At 42.8% G+C, this 26329-nt stretch carries 18 protein-coding genes, 1 rRNA gene, 1 riboswitch and 1 other annotated feature (1 of these 21 cut by a window edge); of the genes, 12 read left to right on the top strand and 7 right to left on the bottom strand.

Translation table 11 applies throughout. From position 1 onward, the window contains the following. Positions 1-73, top strand: a 5S ribosomal RNA gene (rrf, locus tag ACTHPA_RS17830); the annotation flags it as partial. Positions 74-127: 54 nt separating this feature from the next. Here the strand turns inward: rrf and ACTHPA_RS17835 are convergent. Beyond that, entirely contained in the window at positions 128-580 is a 453-nt protein-coding gene (locus ACTHPA_RS17835) for a hypothetical protein (protein ID WP_440502221.1), read from the bottom strand. A 106-nt stretch (positions 581-686) separates the two neighbouring features. Between ACTHPA_RS17835 and ACTHPA_RS17840 the strand changes: the two genes are divergently transcribed. The 5 genes from ACTHPA_RS17840 to ACTHPA_RS17860 all read left to right on the top strand — a co-directional run bounded on the left by ACTHPA_RS17840 (position 687) and on the right by ACTHPA_RS17860 (position 6145). Then, on the top strand, positions 687-1502 hold the full coding sequence (locus ACTHPA_RS17840) for a YihY/virulence factor BrkB family protein (RefSeq protein ID WP_440502223.1): 816 nt from the start codon (positions 687-689) through the stop codon (positions 1500-1502). A gap of 2 nt (positions 1503-1504) precedes the next feature. After that, positions 1505-2179: a response regulator gene (locus tag ACTHPA_RS17845; RefSeq protein WP_440502225.1), complete on the top strand. Its 675-nt coding sequence runs from the start codon at positions 1505-1507 to the stop codon at positions 2177-2179. Further along, positions 2176-3555, top strand: a complete 1380-nt coding sequence (locus tag ACTHPA_RS17850) for a sensor histidine kinase (RefSeq protein WP_440502227.1) — start codon at positions 2176-2178, stop codon at positions 3553-3555. The genes ACTHPA_RS17845 and ACTHPA_RS17850 overlap by 4 nt, the downstream gene beginning before the upstream one ends. Positions 3556-3629: 74 nt before the next feature. Continuing rightward, complete coding sequence (locus tag ACTHPA_RS17855; protein WP_060203917.1) at positions 3630-4028, top strand: hypothetical protein; 399 nt, start codon at positions 3630-3632, stop codon at positions 4026-4028. Next, positions 4028-6145, top strand: a complete 2118-nt coding sequence (locus tag ACTHPA_RS17860; RefSeq protein ID WP_440502229.1) for an MMPL family transporter — start codon at positions 4028-4030, stop codon at positions 6143-6145. The genes ACTHPA_RS17855 and ACTHPA_RS17860 overlap by 1 nt, the downstream gene beginning before the upstream one ends. Positions 6146-6223: 78 nt before the next feature. Here the strand turns inward: ACTHPA_RS17860 and ACTHPA_RS17865 are convergent, their stop codons facing one another. The 4 genes from ACTHPA_RS17865 to ACTHPA_RS17880 form a co-directional block, all read right to left on the bottom strand. Beyond that, positions 6224-6961, bottom strand: coding sequence for an ABC transporter ATP-binding protein (locus ACTHPA_RS17865; RefSeq protein ID WP_440502231.1), 738 nt, complete (start codon positions 6959-6961; stop codon positions 6224-6226). A 1-nt stretch (position 6962) separates the two neighbouring features. Further along, the gene (locus ACTHPA_RS17870; protein WP_440502232.1) at positions 6963-8594 is read right to left on the bottom strand and encodes an ABC transporter permease; all 1632 of its coding nucleotides are present in this window, start codon (positions 8592-8594) and stop codon (positions 6963-6965) included. A gap of 66 nt (positions 8595-8660) precedes the next feature. Then, entirely contained in the window at positions 8661-9731 is a 1071-nt protein-coding gene (locus ACTHPA_RS17875) for a Fe(3+) ABC transporter substrate-binding protein (RefSeq protein ID WP_440502234.1), read from the bottom strand. 248 nt (positions 9732-9979) lie between these two features. Next, entirely contained in the window at positions 9980-12118 is a 2139-nt protein-coding gene (locus tag ACTHPA_RS17880) for a DNA topoisomerase 3 (RefSeq protein WP_440502236.1), read from the bottom strand. A 306-nt stretch (positions 12119-12424) separates the two neighbouring features. Between ACTHPA_RS17880 and pdxR the strand changes: the two genes are divergently transcribed. The 5 genes from pdxR to ACTHPA_RS17905 all read left to right on the top strand — a co-directional run bounded on the left by pdxR (position 12425) and on the right by ACTHPA_RS17905 (position 21621). Continuing rightward, complete coding sequence (pdxR, locus tag ACTHPA_RS17885) at positions 12425-13876, top strand: MocR-like pyridoxine biosynthesis transcription factor PdxR (protein WP_440502238.1); 1452 nt, start codon at positions 12425-12427, stop codon at positions 13874-13876. Between the two features lie 854 nt (positions 13877-14730). Then, the gene (locus tag ACTHPA_RS17890; RefSeq protein ID WP_440502240.1) at positions 14731-15831 is read left to right on the top strand and encodes a DUF4145 domain-containing protein; all 1101 of its coding nucleotides are present in this window, start codon (positions 14731-14733) and stop codon (positions 15829-15831) included. A gap of 174 nt (positions 15832-16005) precedes the next feature. Then, positions 16006-18687 carry a DEAD/DEAH box helicase family protein gene (locus ACTHPA_RS17895; RefSeq protein WP_440502242.1) on the top strand — a complete coding sequence of 894 codons (2682 nt, stop codon included), beginning with the start codon at positions 16006-16008 and terminating at the stop codon, positions 18685-18687. An 86-nt stretch (positions 18688-18773) separates the two neighbouring features. Next, positions 18774-18874: riboswitch (SAM riboswitch) on the top strand. 89 nt (positions 18875-18963) lie between these two features. After that, positions 18964-20073 carry a 5-methyltetrahydropteroyltriglutamate--homocysteine S-methyltransferase gene (locus ACTHPA_RS17900; RefSeq protein WP_440502244.1) on the top strand — a complete coding sequence of 370 codons (1110 nt, stop codon included), beginning with the start codon at positions 18964-18966 and terminating at the stop codon, positions 20071-20073. A gap of 147 nt (positions 20074-20220) precedes the next feature. Beyond that, a complete protein-coding gene (locus ACTHPA_RS17905; RefSeq protein WP_440502246.1) occupies positions 20221-21621 on the top strand; it encodes a DUF1565 domain-containing protein in 1401 nt (466 codons plus the stop codon). A gap of 114 nt (positions 21622-21735) precedes the next feature. Here ACTHPA_RS17905 and yiaA read toward each other — a convergent pair whose 3' ends face one another. Continuing rightward, positions 21736-22206 carry an inner membrane protein YiaA gene (gene yiaA, locus ACTHPA_RS17910; RefSeq protein ID WP_440502247.1) on the bottom strand — a complete coding sequence of 157 codons (471 nt, stop codon included), beginning with the start codon at positions 22204-22206 and terminating at the stop codon, positions 21736-21738. A 382-nt stretch (positions 22207-22588) separates the two neighbouring features. On the opposite strand from yiaA, the gene ACTHPA_RS17915 reads away from it, so the two are divergent. Then, positions 22589-23371, top strand: coding sequence for a hypothetical protein (locus ACTHPA_RS17915; protein WP_440502249.1), 783 nt, complete (start codon positions 22589-22591; stop codon positions 23369-23371). Positions 23372-23511: 140 nt separating this feature from the next. On the opposite strand, the gene helD is transcribed toward ACTHPA_RS17915, so the two are convergent. Then, the gene (gene helD, locus ACTHPA_RS17920) at positions 23512-25848 is read right to left on the bottom strand and encodes an RNA polymerase recycling motor HelD (protein WP_440502251.1); all 2337 of its coding nucleotides are present in this window, start codon (positions 25846-25848) and stop codon (positions 23512-23514) included. Between the two features lie 472 nt (positions 25849-26320). Then, positions 26321-26329: a binding site (T-box leader), on the top strand; it runs 246 nt beyond the window's last position.

Genomic DNA, 26329 nt, shown 5'->3' on the forward strand with positions numbered 1-26329 from the left:
ACACGGAAGTTAAGCTCTTCAGCGCCGATGGTAGTAGGGGGCTTCCCCCTGTGAGAGTAGGACGTCGCCGGGCAAAGACCATCCCTGTGGGGGTGGTTTTTTTGTGTTTACAATTATTGCATTCCAATCAAACATGCTTAGCAAGCTTCCGCGCGTCCAAAGAGATGCCATCCTCGTCCAAAGCAAGCTTCCGCGCGTCCAAAGAGATGCCATCCTCGTCCAAAGCAAGCTTCCACGCGTCCAGAGAGATGCCATCCTCGTCCAAAGCAAGCTTCCACGCGTCCAGAGAGATGCCATCCTCGTCCAAAGCAAGCTTCCGCACGTCCAAAGAGATCCATCCTCGTCCAAAGGAAGCTTCCACGCGTGCAAAGAGATGCCATCCTCGTCCAAAGGAAGCTTCCACGCGTCCAAAGAGATGCCATCCTCGTCCAAAGTAAGCTTCCGCGCGTCCAAAGAGATGCCATCCTCGTCCAAAGGAAGCTTCCACGCGTCCAGAGAGATGCCATCCTCGTCCAAAGCAAGCTTCCGCGCGTTCAAAGAAGTGCCTCTCGCAATTAATACCAAGCCCCACAACTCTCAATACAAGCCTCCCAAAGTCCAAACCAACCATCCTCTACCAATTAATTTTCAAGCATTCAATTTCTTTTGGAAGAATAGGGTATATTGAAGGGAGGAGGTGAGAGAAGGTGATTGTAAGCAATGTGGCGAAGAGGTTTTTCAAGGAGCGATTTTTTGATCAGGCGGCGCAGACGGCGTATTATTTGCTGTTATCGATGTTTCCTTTTCTCATATTCCTGTTCTCCTTGCTTAGTTATTTGCCTGTAGATGAAGAGATGTTTTTGGCGTTTCTTCGTCCGTTTGCGCCGAGTGAGGCTTATGTGATCATTGAACAGAATGTACAGGCGATTATTTTTAAAGTGCAAGGGAACGTGTTATATACAAGTTTGGCAGCTGCATTTTGGCTGTCATCAGTTGCTGTGCAATCATTGGCACGCTCCTTGGACCAGGCATATGGCTATGTCAGGCGATATGCTTTTTGGAAAGTGTTGATCCGGGATTTGGGTGTCACGTTATTATTTATGCTAATCCTTTCCTTGTCACTGTTTTTGCCGTTAGTAGAGAGAGCTTTGCATGAAGTCGTGACCTATTATGATACGTTGGAGCAATGGCGTGGCTGGAAAACTGTTTGGCCGATGGTGAAATGGGGTCTTGGGACGTTGTTCTTGTTCCTGTTTTTCCTATTGTTTTACAAAGTTGTTCCGACAGGTAGAATGAAAGTGAAGGAAGTATTGCCGGGAGCGATTTTCTCTGCAATCGGCTGGCAGCTTTTTTCCCTATTTTTCGGAAGCTATGTGGCAAATGTCGATTATACAAGGCTTTATGGACAGCTGTCCGGAATCATCCTGCTCGTTTTGTGGTTTTATTTGACGGCTATTATATTGATGGTTTCAGGGCTGCTCAATGCAGAAATCCGGAAATATTTAAAAGGAAAAGGAAGATAAATATGAAAATACTTGTCGTGGACGACGACCCAAATATTTTGCAATTGGTAAATATCCATTTATCCCAAGCAGGGTATGAAGTGATCAAAGCTGCTAATGGGGCACAGGCACTTGCGAAGCTAGAGGAACAACTTCCAGACTTGGCGGTTGTTGATGTAATGATGCCCGGGATGAATGGATTTGAGTTGACGAAGAGGCTGCGGTCGGAAGCGGATATTCCCGTTTTATTGCTGACAGCGAAAGGCGAACTGGAGGATAAAGAAAGGGGCTTTTTGGCGGGATCCGATGATTATGTCGTTAAACCATTTGAGCCTAGGGAGCTTTTGTTCAGGATTAATGCCATTTTACGGAGATATGACAAAGCAGTCGATATGATTATCCAAGCAGGGCCGCTTAAGATCAACAGGCAAAGCTATGAAGTGTCAATTGGAAAAAAAGTGCTGTTGCTTCCATTGAAGGAGTTTGAGCTGTTATCTGTACTTGCCTCTAAGCTGAATCAAGTTTTTGAACGTGACTTCCTTATTGAGCGCGTATGGGGCTTCGATTATGAAGGGGATGAGCAGACACTGAACGTCCATATCAAACGGCTGCGCGATAAGCTGGAAGGGTTGCCTGATGACATTCGTATAACAACAGTACGCGGAGTAGGCTATAAGCTTGAGGTGTCCGAAACATGAGGTCCCTCTATGGAAAATTCCTTTCCTTCACAACAGGTATAATGCTGACGAGCACTATCATTGCTTTTCTCATCGTGAATACATATTATCATCAGCAATTGAAAGGGCAAAACGACGCAAAGAACATGGATATTGCCCTTGCGATTGCTGACTACATCGAGAAAGAGAAGCCTTCCGATTTGGCAAGCTACTTTAGAACACAGGCTGCCACCGGCTATAAGTTATTCATCGTGAATGAAAACCGGAAGGCAAGCATGTATGGTACGCCATTCCGAGTTGAGAATTTAAGGACCGCTTCAGTGGAACAGGTACTGGATGGACAACTATACCACGGTATGAGGGACTTAGAGACAGAGACTTTTATGACCGGCTTTTTCTCCGACCAACTTGCAAACACGGTAGGCGTACCATTTACATATAATGGGGAAGCGTATGCACTCTTCATGAGACCGAATATTAAAATGCTGTTCACGGAAGTCCATTTTCTATTAGGTGGCATGGTCGTCGTCATGGCAATTGTCAGTCTATTGTCTATGTTGATTGTAGCGAAGAAATTGATTGAGCCGATTACGAAGTTGACTGCAGCTGCCAAAAAGGTCGGCGACGAGAAATTCACCGGTACACTTGATATCCATCGGAGGGATGAAATCGGCCAGCTGGCACAAAGTTTTCAGCGGATGACCGAGAAGCTCAGTGAAAATGATCGGATGCGTAAGGAATTCATCAGCGACGTTTCACATGATTTCCAGTCGCCTTTACTCAATATAAAAGGATATGCCAATTTGCTTATGGACAGCGAACTGCCCGAACAGGAGCGGCAAAGCTATGCGAAAGTTATTCATTCCGAGACAGAGCGTCTCTCTTCATTGACGAAGCAATTATTGCTATTAACGTCGCTCGACCAATTGGAGTCTCCTTTGAAACCAAGTAAATTCCGTTTGGATGAGCAATTAAAAGAAGTCATTCGCAAGCAAAGATGGCTCTTGGAGGAAAAGCAGATGTCACTTGTCATGGAGCTGGATGAATCCGAAATAATAGGGGATCCTGCTTTTCTAGAAAAGGTATGGGAGAACCTGCTTTCCAATGCATTGAAATATACGGATGCAGGTGGAGAAATCGACATTCGCCTGACAGATGGAACGGATAAAGTGAAGGTCACTATTCAGGACAACGGGGCAGGAATCGCAGCTCAACATTTGAGCAGGCTGTTTGATCGTTTTTACAGAGTCGACCATTCAAGGACGCAGGAAGTCGAGGGAACAGGGCTCGGACTCTCCATTGTCCATCAAGTCGTGAAACTCCACGAGGGCCGAGTAGAAATCGATAGTGAAGAAGAGGTAGGAACGGCATTTACGGTCACACTACCTAAATTGTAATATTCTGTTCATGTTCCGTTCATGTTGGCTCTTTAAGATAAGGGTATAACATGAACGAAACAGGAGGAAATGACATGCAAGAAAAATGGAGTATACGGTTAATTAGGATTTCAGCAATCTTTGGAGTAATCGGGGCATTTTTAGGATCCCATATGGCAGGGGCTGGATCGTACGCCTTCCGTCCAATCCATGCGCACATCCTCGTCGTCGGTTGGTTATCTGTCTTCGCTTGGGGTGTCTTCTACAAAATCTATAAGGTTCGTGCGAAAAAGATGGTTGCCGCCCATGGTTGGACTGCAATTATCGGATCTATCGGTTTGACAGCAGGAATGTGGCTACAATTTATGAACCCGTTTGGTGTAAATGAAACATTCTCGCTTATCTTCTATATTGTCGGTGGAAGCGTTCTGCTTATCAGCTTTGTGCTATTTGTTTTAGTGACATTTCTTATCGAGAGAGAAGGAAGACGCTAATGAGTGAAGGAAAATTAAAAGGAAGGCGAATTTGGTGGGTCTCAATTGGAATTTGGCTTCTGCTTGCAGTTCTGCTATCCGCAATTGCACCGGGGAGCAAAGAAAACGTCGTTGCCAATAAAGATGCCGGCCTGCCGTCTGACGCGCCTTCCGTAGTGGCTGCCCACCAGCTTGAAAAGTACTTTCCGAATGATGGAGGAATCCCGCTATTTGCAGTGTTCCATAAGGATAACGGTCTAACTGACGAAGAAGTCGTGAACTTTGCGCAAGCTATTGAATCTTTGAAAGAGGATAAAGCATTTGAAGAGGTCGATGTCGTTCCTTTATCCAAATTACAGCCTGAGCAACGCGCTTCATTCCTATCTGAGAATGAAAAGACATTTTTCATTCCGCTATCATTGCCGCAAAACCTTGAAGGAAAGGACATGAACAAATTAGTTCAATCCATTAAGGAATCTGTCGGCGATCAGTTCGCAGATGGAACCGAATTGTCATGGACGGGACCGGCTGGAATTGCATCAGATGCAGTTGAACTGTTCAGCCAAGCGGATATCGTCCTATTGCTGTCCACTGTTGGGCTTATATTGTTCTTATTATTAATCATTTACCGCTCGCCATTATTGACGTTAATCCCTCTGGTCGGTGCAGGGATTGTTTACGCAGTCGTCGATCGAGTGGTCGGTTTCACGACTGCGCAAGGATGGTTTGGTGTCGATAGCCAGGCGCTGTCGATTATGACGATTCTTTTATTTGCAGTTGTTACGGACTATTCGTTGCTGATCTTCTCTCGCTATCGTGAAGAGTTAAAAGTGCATGAGGATGCAAATGTGGCGATGAAGGAAACGATGCAGCATGTAAAAGAACCGATTTTCTTTAGCGGAAGTACAATCTTGTTGGGTGTTGCAACGTTGTTTTTCGCTATGTATGAGCCGTACCGTAACTTTGCGCCAGTATTTGCGCTTGCTGCAGGGGCAATGCTTATTGCAGGGTTGACGCTATTGCCTGCATTATTTGCTGTGATCGGCAGGAAAGCTTTTTGGCCGGTCATTCCGAAGTATGGGGAAGCAACAGTTGAAAAGAAAACGATTTGGGGCAAGGTGGCAGCCGTTGTAACGAATAAGCCATGGCAATTCTTGATCCCAATTTTATTGCTATTAGCTTTAGGTACTTGGAATATGACGAATATGAGAGAGTCATACGATTTGATCGCTTCTTTTCCGGAAGATCTTTCATCCAGAGTAGGATACGAGCGGTTAGGAGCTGACTTTTCGGAAGGAAGCTTGGCACCAGGTACGTTGCTACTTGTCTCTAATAATCAATTAGGCATGGAAGAAATGAAGGCGGTAATTGAGAAGATAGAAGAAGATCCTGCCATTGCCCAAATAACGACGCAGGGTAATCCTTTGAATGAGGATGGAACTGCAGCAAAATTCTCTGTTACGTTTGAAGGCAATCCGTACGATGAAGAAGCATTCGATGCTGTCTTGAATCTTCGGGAAGATAGCGAAATGATTTTAAAGGAAGCTAACCTAACGGATACAACAATGTATATTTCAGGCGAAACGGCGGTCAATACAGATTTGAGAGACATCAATGACCGAGATACATGGATCGTCATGGCCTTAATGACTGCTTTAATTACCATCATGTTAGGCTTCCAGACAAGATCGATTATCGCACCGATTTATATGATCGGAAGCATCTTGTTGTCGTTTACGGCTACCATTGGCTTGGCGTATTTCCTATTCGAAGTGTTCCTGAACCTTGATGGCCTTAGCTATCGGATCCCGCTCTACGCATTCGTCTTCCTCGTAGCACTGGGTGTCGATTATTCCATCATGCTCATCGCCCGAATTCGGGAAGAGATGAAAGTAATGCCTTTTGACGATGCGGTACGTAAAGGGGTGGAGCGTACTGGAGGTGTCATAAGTTCCGCAGGATTGATTTTAGCGGCGACTTTCCTCGTACTTGCGACAATGCCGATTTATGAATTGAAGCTATTCGGCTTCATCATGGCGCTCGGCATTTTAATCGACACATTCATCGTCAGACCGTTGCTAATTCCAGCGCTATTAGTACTGCTGGGCAAATGGAGTTTTTGGCCGAAGCGTATGTAATCAATGAAAAACGTCACTTCCTATGCTAGGGAGTGACGTTTTTGTATTCACTTCGTACAGAATCCCGAAGCCTCAAATTCATACATTTACCAGTTCTTTATTAGGCAATAACTCGATGCCTTGTGCATCTGTTAAGCTGCCCAGCAAGTCGCATGGCCGTCCGACTTGTTCGATGACGCCATCTTTGATCTTTACGATCCGATCCGCAAGCGTGTGGGCATCGTTTTGATTATGTGTAACGAATATTGCAGTAGTGTTAGCTTTCTTTAATATCCGGCGAAGATCTTCTCGTATTTTAACAAGAAGTTCGGTGTCTAGATTACTAAAAGGTTCATCCAAAAGAATGAGCTCAGGTTGAGGTGCAATCGCACGTGCAAGTGCCACACGTTGTTGTTGACCACCGCTTAGCTGATGCGGATAGCGCTTTTCATAACCTTCCAATTCGACGAGTTCCAATACTTCATTCACACGTTTCAACTTATCATTCCGACTCATTTTGGGGAGTCCGAATAATACGTTATCTTGAACACTCATATGCGGGAAAAGCGCATAATCCTGAAACACCATACCAATACCGCGTGATTCAGGTTGGACGAATGTGTGCTTGTCAAACATTGTTTTATCGCCTAACGTAAATGAACCACCTTTCGGCATCTCAAGACCGGCGATCAGTCGAAGAATCGTACTTTTACCACTTCCGCTTCGACCAAGTATAGAGATTATTTCTCCCTTGTTTACTGAAAGCGTGAAAGCTTCGACTGCATTTGAAGACGAATTCGAATAGGTGAAACACATGTTTTGAATATCGATAAACATATTATTCCGACCCCTCTCTAAGCAACTTGTTAAAAACGAATATTGCAATGGCACTGACACCGACTATGAGTAAGGAAGCTTGTGAAGCTTCCATGATTTTTTCATCACTTGCATACTGGAACGCCTTTGTTGCGAGCGTATCATAGTTGAACGGCCGCAAAATGAGCGTCAATGGAATTTCTTTTAAAATATCGACAAAGGTGAGGATAAATCCGCTTAAAATTGCGCCTTTCATCATCGGTATATCAATTTTAAAAAATGTACGCATACCGCTCACGCCTAGCATACGCGAGGCATCACGAAAGTCTGTACCGATTTTCGTGTAACCCGATTCAATGGAATTGTATCCGATTGCGAAGAACCTTATGATGTATGCACTAATTAGCATAACTAGGCTAACGCTTAAGACGAGCTCAGAATCCAAACCTAAAAACATATATACAGGTTCTAGGTACCGATCAATCGCAATGAAAGTTGTGACTACGGCCACCGCAATGACCGCACCTGGTATGGAATAGCCAAGAACCGTTAACTTCGGTAAAACTTTTGCATACTTGTGCTTCGTAATACGGCTGAAGTTCCCAATGATGAGGGAGAATAAGATGATCAGCAATGCGGCTGTCCCTGCAACAATGATTGAATTCTTCGTGTATGTCAACACTTCCTCCATAGGAACTTTGCCGAATGTGAGCACAACCCAGTCCAACAACTGAAGAACTGGAATAAGGAATGAAATTGTAAAAATAAGCAATGTATAAGATGTTGCCATAGCTGCCTTTTTTCCGGTCAATTTCACAAGCGGCAGTGGTCTAAGTTTGGTCGATGCAAAACCGTATTTCTTTCCACCACGGAGAACCCACTCAATTACAAGAATGAAAATGACGATACCCATCAGGCAAGCTGCTAGTTTTATGGATGAATCCAAATCTCCTAGGCCGAACCACGTTTGAAAAATTGCAGTGCTGAATGTTTGAATACCGAAATACTTAACAACACCATAGTCATTTAATACTTCTAATATGACTAGGCTTACCCCGCCTATCACTGATATACGGGAGATAGGAATAATAACTTTCAGGAAGATTGCTACAGGTCCTTTCCCCAGTATCCGTGCACTTTCAACGAGAGATGCAGCTTGATTGGACAAGAAAATTCTCGTAATCATATAAACATATGGATATAAGAATATCGTGTAAATGAAAATAGCGCCAGGGACATTCATAATATCGAAATAGGCTTGATTCACTGCTACATCAAAATGATTTCGAAGCGTCTTCTGAATGACGCCCGTATAATTAAGGATACCATGATACGTATACGCGCCAATGAATGGCGGTATCGATAAAGGCAAGATGAGTGACCATTTCATGAAATTACGAAGTGGAAAATCATATTGTGCAATAAGCCAAGCAAGGCTAAGCCCAATTGCAATGGTGAATATGGCCGTGAAGAATACAAGTGTGAGCGAAGACTTAATATAGTTTAGAAGCATGAATTCACGAATATGCCCCCAGTTCTCACTTGTAGGTGTAAAAATGCCTGTAACAATCGATAAATTCGGCACAAACAGTAAAATAATAATGAGTACCGCTCCGATTGTCCAACCATTCACGTTTGCAATTCGCCTTTTCATGATCAAACCCATCCTTTATCTTTTCCGCAATAACCCCCTACCGCAAAAGCGACAGGGGGCAAACAATTACTTCCAACCTACTTCGTTAAAAATCATAATAGCTTTTGCATTATTTTCTCCAAGAACTGTGAGTGGGAGTTCCTGTTCCTTAAATTCACCCCAAGATTTGAGAAGATCCGCTGGCTCGACATCTTGGTTTACCGGATATTCGTAGTTTGCTTCCGCAAATGTATATTGTGCTTCATCGCCAGTTAAGAATTCAAGAAGTTTTAATGCATTGTCCGCGTTTTTTGAACCTTTCACGACTCCAGCTCCGCTAATATTGACGTGTGTTCCAGTCGTTTCTTGGTTCGGGAAGAAAATTCCAAGTTGCTCTGCCACTTTTACTTCTTCAGGATCTTGGGAGTTTAGCATTTGCCCAAAGTAATATGTGTTCATAATTGCAATATCGCCAATGCCTGCAGCAATTGCCTTCGCTTGGTCACGGTCCCCGCCTTCCGGACTGCGTGCCATATTGTTGACAATGCCTTGTGCCCATTCTTTCGCTTTTTCTTCACCATCAACATCGATGAAAGAAGCTAATAGAGATTGGTTATAGACACTTTCGGATGAACGGACGAGAACTCGTCCTTTCCATTTATCATCTGTTAGTGCTTCATAAGTTGATAACTCTTCTGGTTTCACTTTATCCTTATTATATACGAAGATACGCGCCCGTTTCGTTAAACCTACCCACATATCATCAGAATCACGGAACTTTTCTGGTACTTGTTTCGACAAAATGTCACTTGACACTGCTTGAAGTAAGCCTTGCTCTTTTGCACGGTATAGTCTACCTACATCTGCCGTCAAGAAAACATCGGCTTTCGTTGCTGATCCTTCACGTTTAATCCGTTCAATCAACTCATCAGCTTCACCTTTTATGACGTTCACTTTAATGCCGGTCTCGTCCTCAAACTTTTTGTATAGTTCGTTATCGACGTCGTAATGTCTGCTCGTGTATAAATTGACTTCAGTTTTTTCGTTTTTCTTTTGCTTCTCGCTATCTGTTGCATCGCTGCTTTGCTTCGTACCATTCCCACATGCCGCAAGAATGAGTAGCAAAGAGGCGAGCAGGAGCATTAAACTTTTCTTCAAGTGATTTTCTCTCCCAACTAGTATGTTTAGATTGATAACGATTCTCAATCTCATTACAAATATAAAGTGAAGGAGCAAAAGAGTCAACAATTATATGTGAAATTTAATGAAAATATTGATTCCTAAAAATACCATAGGTGAGTGGGTTGGGGGAGGGCGGACAAAAAGCGGTTCCAAACAGAAATTGGCTGACATGAGTCGGTTTAATACCGTCTTCACATCAGCCAATCAGCCGCATACTACTACTTTTATTTTTGAAACACCAAATTCAGTTTCCCGTTTTCCAGTGCAAGACTGGCATCAAACTTATTGCCGTTGTTGGCGGTGAATCCTTTTATCGTATTCGTTTTACCTTTTGTGCAAAGAAGTTTAACTTGTGAAGGTGTCAGCTTCTTCTTCAGAAATATCCCTGGGAAAGTTTGCTTACACCCATTTTTATAATTGCTGCAGCCGTAGAACCCTTTCCGAGCGAGAATCATGCCCGTTTTACAAGCAGGGCATGGGGCGACTTCTGTCGCTTGATAAGATCCCCGTGATTTCGATTGCCGAGGAGGAACCTTCGTCGCATCGATCGGCTTTGCTTCCAACTGTTTCGGCACATCATCCAAGAGCTTCGCGATGAACTTCGAAATATTATCGAGGAAATGCTGTCCGCTTCCTTCTCCATTACCGATTTTTCGCAAATACGTTTCCCATTTCGCTGTCATTGACGGGCTGGCAAGCAGATTTCCTTCGATTGCCTGACAAAGCACACGGCCTTTCTCTGTAATCGACACGATATTTTTAGATACAGTGATATACCCATGTTTTTTAATCGTCTCGATAATGCCACTTCGAGTCGCTTCAGTTCCAAGCCCCTCGATCTCTTTTAAAATATCCGTTTCTTCTTTGTCCTCGACCAATTTCCCGCAAGTTTTCATCATCGCGATGAGCTGACCTTCCGTGTATGGCTTTGGCGGCATCGTCTTGCCCTCTTTAATGTCGATATCGGACTCTACGGTCTCTTGCATCCGTATTGGCGGCAAAGCAGGCTCGTCTTTTTCATCCTTGGACCGTTGGAATAAAGCCTTCCATCCCAGATCCTTTTCCGTTTTGCCAGTCGTAAAAAACGGCAGGCCTTTCACATCCGTCGTCACTTTTGTCTCTGTATACAAATAATCGGTATGGAACATTGCAAGTGTCGTACGGACGACTTCTTCATATAAATTCCGCTCAATCGGGGAGAGTCGGCCAAGTACAGCATGTGTCGGAATCTTCTTCGTCGGAATGATGGCATAGTGTTCCTGCACCTTTGAACTGTCGACATACCGTTTTTTCGGAGCAAGGGAAGCAACTGGGAAAGGATGACCGATCAGTTGTTGGTAATCGCCGACTTGGTCCTTCAAATACGCAAATTCATTCGGCGTAATATGACGCGCATCCGTCCGAGGATAGGTGACAAGCTTCTTCTCATATAAGCCTTGCATCGTCTTCAATACGTTTGCCGGGCTCATCTTCCAACGCCGGTTCGCTGTCGCCTGCAAAGTTGACAGAGAATGGAGCTGAGGTGGCGGCGTCCGCTTGTCAGTATGGGTGACAGAGGTAATAATCCCTGGTGAATTCTGCTGAATTCCATGCTTGGCAAGCAGTTCCTGAATGATCTCCCGCTTCTGTTCCTTCGCTTTCGCCTTGCCTTTATACGTACCTTGTTCGGCTTTGAACATCGCTTCTACTTCAAAAAACGGTTCCGATACGAATGTCTCAATCTCGCGCTGCCGTTGATAGATCAAGTACACCGTGGGAGACTGAACACGTCCAATCGGAAATACTTCCTGAACCCCTTTCGCTTTCAATAGAAGTGTATACAACCGGGAAGCATTCATCCCGACGAGCCAGTCGCTGATCTGGCGCGATTTCGCCTCTTCATACATCTGCAAATCCTTTCGGTTGTCCCGTAAATTTGCAAACCCTTTCCGTACTTCATCCACTTCAAGTGAGTTGATCCAAAGCCGTTTGATCGTCTGGTTGCGGGCGCCTGTTTGATAATAAATGCTGTAGAAGATATTCGAACCTTCCCGATCCACGTCGCAAGCGTTAATGACCGTATCCGTCCCACGAATGAGCTTCTTTACAATCTGGAATTGCTTAAATTTTCCCTTCGCCACTTGAAACTCATATCGGTCGGGCAGGATCGGCAGACTCCCGAGCGACCAACGCTTCCAAGCAGGGTTGTACGCATGCGGCTCTTTCAACTCGACCAAGTGGCCGACGCCCCATGTGATGTACGCACCTTCCGGAAAAATCGGGCATGGGTTGATTTCTAGGAAACCTTCATGCTTTCGCACAGAAAAAGCGTCTGCATACGCTTTCGCTTGGGATGGTTTTTCAGCTAGGATGACTGGCCTCACACTAGCCCCTCCTTTCATTAAACGATGAAACATTCGTTCTGTTATTATCGCATAAATGGAAGAAGTTTACGAGTTGGGAGCAAGGATCTAAAGTGAGATTAATCTTCATGAAAGGTTGAACAATCGGGGAAATTCACGTTTGTTTTAATTGTTTGAGTGACTGTCATCCGATTCGTGGACAAGGTCATCTTTAACACTACTTCAGGATACTGATGTCAGGAGATGATATAATGGCATTTACTGTATCATTATGAGCATAGTACAAGATTTGCTATATGAAAACTTACAAATAAAGGGTGGAGTATAATGCAATTTATGCTAGACCGTTCAATAAAAAAACCTATGTATAGGCAACTTGTAGAACAAATAGAGAATGCAATTATATCGGGAGATTTATCTCAGGACCAGCCATTACCATCTGAACGTGAGTTGGCAAAAAAGTTACAGATAAATAGGAGCACGGTGGTGACTGCTTATGATGAGCTAGAGGCAGTCGGGTTAATTGTCAGAAAGATAGGGAGCGGCACATATATAAATACGGATATATGGGGGCTGACTCATAAAAGGGTTCCCAATTGGGGGAGATATGTAGAGGATGGCTCATTTCTTCCGAATCTTCCGTTGGTACAGAAACTTCGTAATGAAACTGAGCAAAAAGGAATGATTAACCTATCAAGCGGGGAACTTGCAGCAGATTTACTACCTAACGTCCAATTCGCTAGGATTCTTAAAGAGCATGCGTTTGATGAGCATTTAGGTTACGATCATCCTTTAGGCGATGCGGGATTACGGGAGACCATTTGTAAACATATGAAAACGTATAAAAGTATGGTAGTTCAGCCAGACTCCATATTGATTACATCGGGTGCTCAGCAAGCAATACACCTAATCGTTCAATGCTTGTTAAAACCAGGTGATACAGTAGCGATTGAAGACCCATCCTATGCATTCTCTTTACCGATCTTTCAATCATTTGGTGTTAAAACGCTCTTACTCCCAGTTGATCAATATGGTGTAAATCCTGATGATATTGAGGCTTTACAAAGAAAACATCGAATTCGTATGCTCTTCTTAAATCCTGATTATCAAAATCCTACTGGCACGAAAATGTCGCTGGAACGCCGAAAGAGAATATTGGAATTATCATCAAAGCACGGTTTCCCCATAATAGAGGATGATCCTTATAATTTGACGTCATTCGACGGGTGCATTGGACCTACGTTAAAGTCAATGGACGATAATGATAATGTTTTATACATTAGTTCGTTATCAAAAGTGGTTGCATCAGGACTGCGCATTGGTTGGATTATTGGTCCGGAAAAAGTGATTAAACGCTTGTCAGACGGCAAACAGCAAATTGACTTTGGCCATAGTGTTTTTCCGCAATGGATAGCGAATCAATTTCTAGATTCCCCCCAATTTCACAAACATGTTTCAGATTTAAGGTTTCAACTGAGGGAACGAAGGAATGCGTTAATTTTGGCATTGGACAGCTTATCTAAAGATGAGGTTACATATTTAGTGCCACAAGGCGGAATTCATTTATGGTGTAAAATAAATCACGAAATTGATGAATATAAGTTACTTGAAGAATCCATGAAAAAAGGTGTTTCATTTGTACCTGGGAGAATAATGGGATCAAAAAATGGATACGTTCGATTTACTTATGGCAGAGGGAACGAAGCTACAATAAAAGAAGGCATTTCTAGGTTTGTCTACGCGCTAATAAATAATGGGGGAAAGTTTGAAAATGTCTAAGTTCTAAAGAACTCCAATAACTTTTTAGTTCCTCCATTTTTAAGAAATCTTAGACGGTTCCTGAGACAAAAAGTACTTTTTGTCTCAGGAACCGTCCTCTGTTGTTACTGAAAGATAAATATGGCTATAAGAGTCACTATAACAATAAATGGGATTGTTAAAAGATAAGCCCATAGCAGAGAAGAAAAACTGTTTTCACTCTTGTAACCTTTATTCATAGAATTAGCTGCGGATATGGTCAAAATTAGTCCGACAGCTAAAACAATAATTACAAAAATGAATGAAACTATGAGAGCTACCTTCATGCCTTACTCCTTTTTATAAATATTTTTTATTCTATACGTTATAATTTTACAATATAAAACATTTTCGAGAACCATCCATTTAAGGGTTATTTAAACCAACCACTTTTTGAGGAAATTGAACATTTACTAAAAGCAACAATTTAGAGAATTAAAGATAAAAGAAACTTGAAAATGCACATAAATCTAGATGTTAAATAAGATTATGCGCATTTTTTATGTATAAATGAAAAAATAACGAGATATCTATGTGGTATTTAAATAAAGATAAGATTGTTTATTATGCAGAGAAGGATGACGGGTTTCGTCAGAATTTTTGAGCAAGTTTATTAGAATAGACTAAGATTTCTTTAATTCCTATCGTTAGAAAGAGAGAAAAGCTTTACATGAGTGAGCTGTTTGTTAAGTGACTTGCTGATAGCATTTGACGGGTAAAAAGAAGCGTTCCACAGGGCTGGATACCGATTGTTTAATAGGGTCTTTCAATGGGGAAAATACAGTGCAAGGGCTTTGCGCCGTCAAATACACGCACTCATGAGGAGATCTTCGGTCATGAAAAATAACCCATCCTATTTTTATCAATTTTTAGAGCCAGTGTCCGAACAGCTGGCTGAAATAGCTAGTGAGCTGGAGAAAGGCATTTATTCCAGCCCTCAGACGATGCTGATGCACTCGCGGACATTTGTCGAGGCGATTTTGCAGCGGGTCATGGTGGCGGAACAACTGTCAGGCGAGGACCATCTTAAACTGAAAGACAGAATCGACCTGCTGGAGAGCAAGGGGTTGTTGAAAAAGGAAGTTCTTGATGCGCTTCATCAGGTTCGAATGAACGGAAATTCCGCAGCGCATGAAACGAGGACATTTCGGTATTCGGAGGCTCTTCTTTCCTGGGAGGCAATCTATACGATCATCGGGTGGTATGTTAGTAAGTACTGCCCGAAGGATGTGAAAGTACCGGCATATCAAGATCCCGAACCAAAGAAAGGCGATGAAACAGAAGTATCCGAATTGGAAGCAAGGCTGCAAAGTATGGAGGCCTTAATCCGCTCAAACATTCAACAACAAAAAGGACTCACCGAAGACTTTGAGGCAGCGGCCGATTCGGAGAACCTGGCAGATACAATGCCGGGCCTAGCAACTGTTCGCACAATCGTTTATAAAGACAAAAGTCTTGAAATCCCACACTTCCTTCGGGACGAATTCCTGTTGCCGCAACGTTTCAAGGAATCGGAACGTTTTCTCATGATGCTCGGTGCCGAAGAAGAGGTGCGGATCATGAGCGAACTGCCGAATAACTTGGAGGGACTGCATGAAGATGCGGAAGGGTTCAGTGAGAAGGATGATGAGGTATTATTCGAAGAACTGAAACATTACATTGAAGAAGAGATAGCGAGGCGCGAGGTGGATTTGGCAAACCCGGGGAAGCTCATTTTCTTCTATAATTCGGATTACGTGATTGTCACCGATCAATTAGCGAAGGTCTCTCTAACCGAAGAGGAGTTCGACGGCAATCCAAGTTTCTTCGCTCAACTACATGAGGATCAGATTGAAAGGGTCGGACAGCTTCCGAGTGACTTGGTTACGTTAACGAAATACGATGATGTGGATTTCGAGACAGTGGAAGAACTGTTTGGGCAATTGAAGGGAAAGTAAGCGAGTAAGTTATTGAGGTATTTGAAGGCACCGTATCCGATTATTTTTGGATGGGTGTCTTTTTTGTGAAATCAGTGGAGGAACAACAGACGGGGTATTTGAAACTTTATAAGGGTACGAAGCGTAAAGGGTAGAAGCTGCCATTAACCGACTTGCGAACGGAGAGGTGATTTGATGAATTCATTCCCGAAGGACATTCAATTCTGTTATGAATGGCGGTCTTATCAGGCTCGTGCCCTTCAAGCATTAGACAGCCATCTGTCAAACGGGCACTTCCACCTAGTTGCCCCTCCCGGCTCGGGGAAAACGGTATTGGGATTGGAAATCATGTTGAGAATCAATCAACCGACCTTAATTATTGCACCCACCCTTGCGATCAAACAGCAATGGAAAGAACGCTTCACTGAATTATTCTTGGGAGGGAAGCAGCCTGAATGGCTATCGATGGATATTGCGCAACCGAATTTCATTACGGTGACGACCTATCAGGCGCTGCATGGCGCCTATCAAGAAACCGATAATTCCGAGGATATTGAAGAGGAAACCGGAGATGATCAGGAACTTGAATCAAATCAGGAAGCTGTGAAATCGGATAAAGCCGGCATCCGACGGAGTCTTGCTGAGTTCGGCTTCGGCACACTTATTTTGGATGAAGCGCATCATTTACGCACGGCTTGGTGGAAGTCGATGATGACTCTCCGGAATTCTCTACAAGATATCCATGTAGTGGCCTTGACGGCTACACCGCCATTCGACGTGTCCGCTCTGGAATGGGAGCGGTATGTGGAACTATGCGGGCCAATCGATCTTGAGATAAGTGTCCCTGAACTGGTAAAGGAGAGAGAGCTCTGTCCGCACCAGGATTATGTCCACTTCTCGTCTCCTGAAGGGGAAGAGCTGAAAATGATTCTTCACTTTCGAGAAGAGGCGGATCAATTCGTCCAGGAACTTTTTGCCGATGGATATCTACAGCAACTGCTTGAAAACCATCCGTGGATGAAAGATTCCAGAGAATACATAAAAGAAATACTTGATCAGCCCGCCTATTTTTCAAGCATGTTAATTTTCCTTAAGCAGGTGGGCAGTGAACACTGCAAAGAAGCAATGTCTATTTTGGGAATGCCCGAGCACACACTGCCACCGTTTACATACGAATGGCTTGAAGAACTGTTAACGGGAATTTTGTTTTCTGATGAAAGGGTGACGGATACAGACAATTTGCGGAAGCGGATTAAATTCCAGCTATCGCAAATAGGAGCAATCGAGCGAAGAAGCGTCAAGCTGCTTTCCACGGCAAAAATGAATCGAAAGCTTACTCATAGTATCTCCAAACTAGCGGGCATTTGTGAGATTGTGAAATGGGAGAAACAGCTACTGCAAGAGAAACTGCGAATGGTCATCTTGACCGATTACATCCATCTTGAGGATTTGCCCGCTAGTTCAGTTGATGAATTGCCACTTCGACGCATTGGCGTTGTGCCCATCTTTGAGAAAATCCGGCGGGAGGCTGGCCTTCATGTGAAAGCAGGAATTCTGACAGGTTCACTTGTCATTCTGCCGAAAAGCGAACAAAGGCTTGCACAGGAAGTTTCAAAACGCCAGGGAATTGAGATTGAGTGGAAAGCGTTAGCGCATGATGCTTCGTATATCCGTGCCGATTTGACAGCCGGAAATCGGCAAAAGATGGTTGCCGTCCTGACAGAGGTGTTTACATCAGGTGACCTTCAAGTCTTAATCGGAACAGCGGCCTTGCTCGGGGAGGGATGGGATGCGCCGTGTATCAACTCACTGATCATCGCTTCCTATGTCGGCTCGTTCATGCAATCAAATCAGATGCGTGGAAGAGCCATCCGGGTGGATAGGAATAATCCCAGCAAGACCTCATCCATCTGGCATCTCGTATGTGTGGATCGTGACGTGGCAGACCCGGGGCATGATTATGCATTACTGACCCGCCGTTTCCGATCACTTGTTGGGGTGAGTGAGAAAGAGGACCTGATTGAGACAGGGCTGTCGAGGCTGAATCTTGAAGAATCACCCTATACGCCACGAATAATCAAGATGCTGAACGAACGGACTTACGAGAGAGCATCGGAACGAGATCGTTTATTTGAAAGATGGCAGCGCGCCATTGACAAGGGACGGAAAATGGAGGAGGAACTTAGTACTGAAAGACGTTCGTTGCCCCGGCCTTTTTATTTGCCTCATTCATTGAAAGCCTTGTCCTACATAGCCGGTTTCACACTTGTAGGGGAGATGTTTGATGCGGTTCGATTTTTTATGAATTTTCGGGACGTTCCGGTTGGGGGCGGGTTATGGCTAGGGTTGATTGTAGGGATGGCATTCGGTCTTCCATCTGTTCTCAAGGTTGTGAGATTATACATGAAGCATCCTTCTGTCGAATCCAGCATGGCGGAAATCGGAAAGGCGATCTACTTGTCACTCCATCATGCCAAAGCCGTGCACACGCCTTACACGGAAGGTATGATCCATGTGACCGAGGACCGAATGGGTGCCTATACATGCTGGCTTACGGAAGGGACGACACATGAGAAGAACGTGTTTATGGGCGCCTTGCAAGAGTTCATTGCACCGATTGAGAATCCTAGATATCTCATCATCCGCCGTACAGGCAGCTTGCTGAAACGAAAAGACGTCCATGCCATTCCTTATGAAATTGCTAGGAAAAAAGAATATGCCCAATTTCTCCATGCAGAATGTGAAAAGCGCATAGGGGATTGCGAACTTATTTATACACGAACGATCGAGGGAAGAAAAAACCTGCTGCGGGCGCGAATGAATGCCTTGTCCGCAGCATTTGTAAAAAAAGCGGACCGGATCAGCGGATGGCGATAAGAAATATATAAAACTAAAAAATATCTAAATATACTTGACATTCAATCCACTCACATATAAAGTGGTGAATAACTTAATAAGCGACTTTCTTATCCAGAGAGGTGAAGGGACTGGCCCTATGAAGCCTCAGCAACAGACTTGTAAAGAACTGTGCTAATTCCAGTAGCGAAAAGCTTGGAGATAAGAAGAGTGGACGCCGACTATTGCTGAACTCTTCTTATATATGAGAAGGGTTTTTTCCTTATTAAGAAAAAATAAGAAATGGGGAATTTAGCAATGACAAAAACAGTTACGAAAGCAGCACCATTTAGGGCGGATCACGTAGGGAGTTTATTAAGACCGGAAAACCTGCATGAAGCAAGAAGATTATTTGCAGAGAGAGAAATTACAGCTGAGCAGCTTCGCAACGTAGAAACAGCGGAAATAACTAGAATCGTTGATAAACAGATTGAAGCTGGGTTAGAACTTGTGACGGACGGAGAGTTCAGGCGTCGTTTTTGGCATACGGATTTCCTTGAGCATTTAAACGGAATTGAAGGATATGTACCGGAACAAGGCTATATTTTTAGCGGCGATGAAGAAACGGAGCGCTATAATATTCGTAACATCGGTAAAATTTCATTTAATCCTGACCATCCGCATATTAAAGATTTCATAGAGTTTAATGGAATTGTTAACGGACGTGCAGTTGCCAAACAAACAATTCCAAGTCCAAATCAATTGTTTAATATCGGAATAAGAGATGAAAATATATACCCGGATATTGAAGACTATGCAAAAGATATTATCCAGACATATCGTGATGCAATAAAAGCTTTCTATGAGGCAGGCGTCCGCTATTTACAATTGGATGATGTGTATATTGCCGGCCTTTCTTCACCGGATATTCCATTTAATGACGGCAAATATTCAAGAGAATATTTAATTGACTTAGCGCTTCGTGTGGTCAATGGAGTGTTGGATGGGAAACCTGAAGACCTGTTTGTGACAACTCATTTATGCCGAGGAAATTACCGATCCAACTGGGCTTTTGAAGGCAGTTACGATATAATTGCTGAAAGATTTTTGGCAAAAGAAAAAGTGGGTGGATTCTTCTTGGAATATGACGATTATCGCTCAGGCGGCTTTGAGCCACTTCAATATATTAACAATGGCGGGGCAAAGGTCGTTTTGGGTGTAATTACATCTAAGAGTGGGGAACTTGAAGATAAAGAGTTGGTTAAATCGCGGATTGAAGAAGCGACGAAATTTGTACCACTTGAACAAATTTGCTTAAGCCCACAATGCGGATTCGCTTCAACGCATCATGGAAATAAGTTGACAGAGGAAGAGCAGTGGGAGAAGTTGAAGTTTATTGTAGAATTGTCAAAAGAGATTTGGGGTTAATGAAAGGACACTAGATAGATAAGCGGAGGACCGTTTGAGGAACACTCTTACGGCACCTCCGCTTTTTTACTGGTCTCGGCGACTTCTATATCATACATTAGCTTGAATATACTTATACGTCAGATTGATTCTAAGAGGGAGGATTAAATGAAGAAAATTATTATTGTCCTCTTGGTCGTAGCTGCTATTATGGCGGTTTTTGTCTTAACTGACAGTACACCCGAAACGGACAATGCACTATACGTCTCCGTAAAAGGAAATGATCAAAATGATGGGACAAAGTCAAAGCCGTTTCGAACACTTGAAAAGGCAGCATTAGAAGCTGAAGCCGGAACGACTGTTTATATCCGAAAAGGAACATACCATGAAAAACTTATCGTTCAACATAGTGGAATAAAATTAAAACCAGTTATTTTTAGAGCCTACAAAAAAGAAGAAGTTGTTCTAAGTGGAACGAATGCAAAGGGTGGTCAAGCAGGCATCTCCTCCTTAGTTACGATAAACGATAAAAACTATGTGACGATTCATGGATTAACGTTACAGGATATAAAAACTGATGTAGCAGATGAAACGGTAGTAGGGATTTATGTAACTGGCTCTAGCAGTCATATTACATTAGAGAATAACCATGTGCGCAGAATAGAAACCCATGCGGAAGAAGGAAATGCCCATGGAATCGCTATATATGGAACAGGGCCAATGAAAGATATAAAAGTAATTAATAATACCGTGGAAAATTTGAAACTCGGTTCAAGTGAAGCTCTTGTGCTTAATGGAAATATTGACGGCTTCAAGGTGGAAAGTAATCTAGTTCGTCGTAGTGATAATATCGGGATTGATCTAATCGGCCATGAGGGTATATCCAATGATGAAAAGGCTGACTTTGTAAGAAATGGTGTAGTGAAAAATAATACAGTTTACGAAATATCTTCATACGGTAATCCAGCTTATGGAGAGGATTACTCCGCTGGGGGGATTTACATAGATGGTGGAAAAAATATAACCTTAGAAGAGAATATTATTTATAAATGTGATATCGGAATTGAAGCGGCTTCTGAACACGCCGGTAAATATGCTGAGCAAGTTATCATTATTAACAATATCATTTATGACAATTTTTATACTGGAATTTCAATTGGCGGGTATGATGAAAAGCGTGGAGGCACTATAAATTCCACAATTTCTCAAAATGTCATTTACCGAAATGATACAAAGGGGTTAAATGGGGGTCAATTATTATTGCAGCACGATACAAAAAATAATGTAATTGAAAAAAACATTTTGACGGCAGGGCCTTCTCGTTTATTTATCGCCAACTATTTTTCTACAAATCATAAAAACAAACTAAAGAAGAATGTATTTCATAAGGAGAAAGGAAAAACTGGCTTTTGGGTTTGGAAAGAGGAAGAGTACACTGCTTTCCCAGAGTTTATTTCTGCTTCAAATAGTGATACACAATCGATTTACGCAGATCCGAAGTTTAAACATGAAGACAAATATGATTTCAGACTGAAAAAAGGTTCACCCGCAAAGAAAAATATGAAATAATGTTCATAATAATTTGCAAAGAAATTTAGTTGCTAGTATGAATAAGAGCGACAGAAGAAAAACCCCGTTCCGGATTTGGAACGGGGATGGCTATGCGGATTGATGGAATAGACCTCAATCGCTCTCTCTTGCTTTCTGTGCATCTCGAATGTTTTTCTGAACGGTGATAGCTGCAAAAATACTTAGAACAAAAGCCATTCCGTAAAACCCTTTTTCACTTAAAACGATACTTCCTGCATTGTACAAGCCAATGCCCATCAATAAAATGGCTATAAGTAGTGCAAGCCAGCTAATGCCATAATAAATATTCGTCACTGGAATACCTTCATCTTTATCTCTTACTGCTTTTTGCAAAGAGACAGAAGAATAAAGACCAAATATTAATATCGCGAAATAATATCCTTTTTCATTCAGCTCCATTGCTGCGTTAAATAGTCCAATTAAATAAGCGGATACTCCGATTAATAGTGCTGCCCAGGAGGCCCCTTTGAATGCCGCGGTCGGTTCCCCAGCCTTCCTTTCTACTTTCATTTTCGGCTCGTTTTGTTTATCCCTATCAAATAAATCTTCAATATCGCTCTTCATTGAAAATTCACCATCCTTTTAGATTATCATATCCAAAGAGGTTTACGTCGGCAACATATTTTTCCAAGTCCTGTCTAAGAAGAAGTCGATTGAATCCAATATGTTTGCAATAATGGCGGGGATTAAAGCGGATTTGAAACCTTTCGCAGGACGGCTCGTAAAGACAGTGTCAGGGTTTATAGAACATGGATAAAATCGAAAGGGGGTAAACGTCATTCCAACAAATTCCACACGATTTTTAACCGGTCTTGGTTGTCTAACTCCTATAGTTGCGATTGGGTTCCTTATCTATTCTATTTTTAATGGCTTTGCCTTTATGGGCATTGTTCTTTCAATTATTGTATTTTTCATTGGAATTATGGTTTTAGGACACTCGCAAATTGTGGAGGGACGTCAAAAGGAAAAACAGAAGGAAGTTTTGCTTTCTCTGAATAAAGATCTAGCAGACTTTGATAAGATGCCATCCCTAACGTCCACTGATTTGTTGTCAAGAGTCGCGGTCGACTATGACAAACAGCGCCTATACATATGGTTTGCGGAAGATAAAGAGGGGGAGGTTTTGCAGAAACCTTATCTAGGTATGCCCTATCGGCTGCTGAATTTTGCGATAAAGGATCTTGATGGCGTTGCGATAGTGGAAGATGGGTTCATCCATTCATCATATGGAACGGTGGATGATATTGCCAAAGGGACAATGGGTGCCATCTCTACGGATCCGAATAAGAAGCCTGTTGACAAAGTAACGTCGCTAGCTCTCCTTCTTAAAATGAATCATGCAAAGCATTCTTTTTTTCAAGTCAATTTCTACAATCAACCATATCTTCCTTTAGCTAAGAGTTCGCCAGAATTTGAGGCGTTTCAGAGAGAAGCCCGAAAATGGTTTGCCAAGCTGGAGATGCTTATGGGAGACCAGCCGGAGCGGATACCGGAACCTTTACAGCCGCTTCAAGATAAGCAAACTTTCATTCAGACAGTTAAAGCTCCTATTCAAACGATTGAAACTCCACAAAAGCCGGAATCTAGCGAATCAATTGAGAGTAAAGTTGAGAAGGAACAGCTTACGACAAAACCACTTGTTCAGGAAGAGGCTGAACTCTCGTATTTTGATCGCCTTGTGGCAGAGAACAAAAGACAGTTGAGCGAGCGTCGAAATAAGGAAAAATGATTTCCCTCATTAATAAACAAAATACAAAAGCCGGCATGATACAAGTTGAGACTAAAACTTGTATCATGCCGGCGCATTGCGTAAATATCAACAGTAGATACTAGGGCAGAAATACTTCTGAAAAGGAAACCGTGCTTTAGTTAAGTTGAGATGAAAGAACCTTGCGGAACGGTTTGCAACAATGGGGTAGGATTACCGACGCTGTACAATTGCAAATCATGCATCGCCCGTGTACACGCGGTATAAAAAATTCTGCGAAGGTTCTCTTCTCCATAAACATGCATGGATGCATTGTAGATGATAACTGCGTCAAATTCGATGCCTTTTGCCAAATACGCCGGCACGACGACAACTCCTTGCTCATACTCCATGGAACCTTTTCGCAGCAGTTTTATGTCTTCGATTGTAGTTAGTGCTTCATATGCACGACGGCTCTCCTCCGCTGATTTGCATATAATTGCGATGGTGTTGTAGCCGATGCTTTGGAAATGCACGACTTTTTCGTTGATGTGGCGGTGCAGTTCTGCATGATCGATCACCTGCTGCAGTTTAGGCAGCTCGCCTTCACGATCAAATGGGATGATCTGCTCACCGTTCGGCATTAATTTTCTTGTGAATTCGATGATCGGCTTTGTTGAGCGATAGCTTCTTGTCATATTGATAACTTCTGTCTCATCAGGGCCAAATAGATTCGTTAGCACGTGGAAATCGACTGTTTCGCTCGCGTGGGCGAAAATCGCTTGATTGAAGTCCCCTAACACGGTCATCTTCGCAGATGGAAACAAACGTCTCAAAAACTCAAATTGAAAAGGAGAATAATCCTGCGCCTCGTCAACGACGATATGTTTTATCGTACGATTTGCCTGAAAGCCCTTGATTAGCTCATTGAGCAGTAAAAAGGGAGTAGCATCCTCGTAGTGAAGCTGGTCTTCATCCAACATGTTCAGAGTTGCTTGGCAAATAGCAGGCCATTCCGGAGGTGTGTCTCCGGTCATCCATTGTTTTATTGCCAAAGGGTCGGCAAACAGCTGCTTATAGATGCCTTTCGTATCGATGAACTCAAATGCCCGAACTTGTCTTTGCAACGGCCTCAATCTCTGTTGCACGATCAATTGAGCTAGCTCTTTTGTGTCCACCTCATAATCGGCAATTGAGTCTCTTTTAAAACCGCGCTTTTTTGCTAAGTACGCATGCGCTTTATTGTATTCCTCGTCGCTGAGCAGCTCGATTCGCTCCAGCACCCATGGTTGATGCCGTTCAACATTTTTTGCCTCTTTTAGTTTATTCAGCAGCCAATCTTTCAACTTTTCAAGTCGGTTATGGAAGCGGAGTGATGTATCTTTTCGATAAAACCGTTCCGCTATTTGCTCTTTGGATACGATCGACTTTCCCCTAAGAATCAAGTCTTTGAATAGCATGCCGGAAACCTCTAACGACTCCCTATACGATTCGATCGCATCAAAGAAAGATGGTGATGCTTTAAATTGAATACTTGCCACTCTTGATTGATAGGAAGGGGAATCCGCTGCGGTTAAGACATATTCCAACTGATCATAAGGATTTTCGACCTGATAGTTCTTGCTTAATCGATGATTCAAGTATTCTTGGAAGGTGACTTGCTGCATATTCTCTTCACCGAGTTCCGGCAAAACATTGGACACATAACTGTTGAACAACGTGTTCGGTGAAAACAGTATAATTTGGTCTGCATTAAGGCTATCGCGATATTTGTATAGCAAATAGGCGATCCGTTGAAGGGCGGCTGACGTCTTTCCGCTACCTGCAGCACCATGAACGATGAGAAGTTTCCCTTGGTCGTGACGGATAATCCTGTTTTGCTCTTGTTGAATAGTAGCGACGATGCTGTGCATATGTTTATCAGTACCTTTGCCTAGCACTTGCTGTAAAATTTCGTCTCCAATCGTGAGGCTCGTGTCAAACATCGATTGAAGAACACCCCCGCGAATCAAATATTGCCACTTTTTCTCCAATCTTCCTTGGATGACGCCGCCAGGGGTAACATAGGAAGCATTTCCTGGCTGATAATCATAGTAGACACTAGAAATTGGCGCGCGCCAGTCGTATATAAGGAAATCTTCTCCACTGTCGTCAGATAACGTATCGATCCCAATGTAAATTTGTTCTTCATTTGAAACACCATCTTCCACGAAATCAATTCGGCCAAAGTAAGGAGCTTCTTTCATTCGGCGCAATGTGGACAATCGTTTGGATGAATGGCGGTGAGTAGTTTGGCTAACCGCGAGTGCTTGCGCTTCTTGTCTCAAGCCGATGATCGTTTCAAGATAGTCGTCAAATGTATCGACATTGACTTTGACTTCATCCCAGAAATGCTTGCGGATATTCACGACTTCATTCCGCTGCCGGGTTGTATCATCCTCCAGTTTTTGAATCCGTTCCGTAATGACCTCCAACACACTGTCCACTCGTTGCTGCTCCTGCTGAAAAGTTGATTTCATAGCTAACACCCCTTTAAAAAAATGAGTAAAAGGCTTGACTGGCGAATAGATTACGTTGTATAATTAAAGTGGGGATAATATATTCACTTTAATTATGAAGTGTCTATCTTAATAAATTTACCATAAGATTGTACATTGTTCAATAGGTGAATTGGGCGTATGCATATTAATATAAACCGCTATCTATAATGAAATGAAAATTAACAGCCTCTTTCCAAGAAGAATTGGAAAGAGGTTTTTTTGTCGTGGAAACTAAAGGTTGAGTGAAAATAGTAAGAATCAGTCAACAAGCATTTTATTTTAATAAGTAACGTTTGGTATGAAATGCTTCTACTTTTGCGATCAAGACACCGGAAACAGAATCCATCTTGCTGAATCTGCTGCACTAGTTGGAAGAATGATCGAAAAGTTATGAAATAATAAATGCTTATTGACTTTTCCAATCACTCTCTGTTAAGTTGTATTGTATAAATGAAAATCC

The organism is Sporosarcina sp. SAFN-015 (genome assembly GCF_051966875.1).
GTDB lineage: Bacteria > Bacillota > Bacilli > Bacillales_A > Planococcaceae > Sporosarcina.

What these genes read in the sequence shown, in the direction of transcription:
- ACTHPA_RS17845 (WP_440502225.1), top strand. Translation starts at nt 1,505, where the DNA reads ATGAAAATACTTGTCGTGGACGACGACCCAAATATTTTGCAATTGGTA.
- ACTHPA_RS17850 (WP_440502227.1), top strand. Translation starts at nt 2,176, where the DNA reads ATGAGGTCCCTCTATGGAAAATTCCTTTCCTTCACAACAGGTATAATG.
- ACTHPA_RS17855 (WP_060203917.1), top strand. Translation starts at nt 3,630, where the DNA reads ATGCAAGAAAAATGGAGTATACGGTTAATTAGGATTTCAGCAATCTTT.
- ACTHPA_RS17860 (WP_440502229.1), top strand. Translation starts at nt 4,028, where the DNA reads ATGAGTGAAGGAAAATTAAAAGGAAGGCGAATTTGGTGGGTCTCAATT.
- ACTHPA_RS17865 (WP_440502231.1), bottom strand. Translation starts at nt 6,961, where the DNA reads ATGTTTATCGATATTCAAAACATGTGTTTCACCTATTCGAATTCGTCT.
- ACTHPA_RS17870 (WP_440502232.1), bottom strand. Translation starts at nt 8,594, where the DNA reads ATGAAAAGGCGAATTGCAAACGTGAATGGTTGGACAATCGGAGCGGTA.
- pdxR (WP_440502238.1), top strand. Translation starts at nt 12,425, where the DNA reads ATGCAATTTATGCTAGACCGTTCAATAAAAAAACCTATGTATAGGCAA.
- ACTHPA_RS17890 (WP_440502240.1), top strand. Translation starts at nt 14,731, where the DNA reads ATGAAAAATAACCCATCCTATTTTTATCAATTTTTAGAGCCAGTGTCC.
- ACTHPA_RS17895 (WP_440502242.1), top strand. Translation starts at nt 16,006, where the DNA reads ATGAATTCATTCCCGAAGGACATTCAATTCTGTTATGAATGGCGGTCT.
- ACTHPA_RS17900 (WP_440502244.1), top strand. Translation starts at nt 18,964, where the DNA reads ATGACAAAAACAGTTACGAAAGCAGCACCATTTAGGGCGGATCACGTA.
- ACTHPA_RS17905 (WP_440502246.1), top strand. Translation starts at nt 20,221, where the DNA reads ATGAAGAAAATTATTATTGTCCTCTTGGTCGTAGCTGCTATTATGGCG.
- yiaA (WP_440502247.1), bottom strand. Translation starts at nt 22,206, where the DNA reads ATGAAGAGCGATATTGAAGATTTATTTGATAGGGATAAACAAAACGAG.
- helD (WP_440502251.1), bottom strand. Translation starts at nt 25,848, where the DNA reads ATGAAATCAACTTTTCAGCAGGAGCAGCAACGAGTGGACAGTGTGTTG.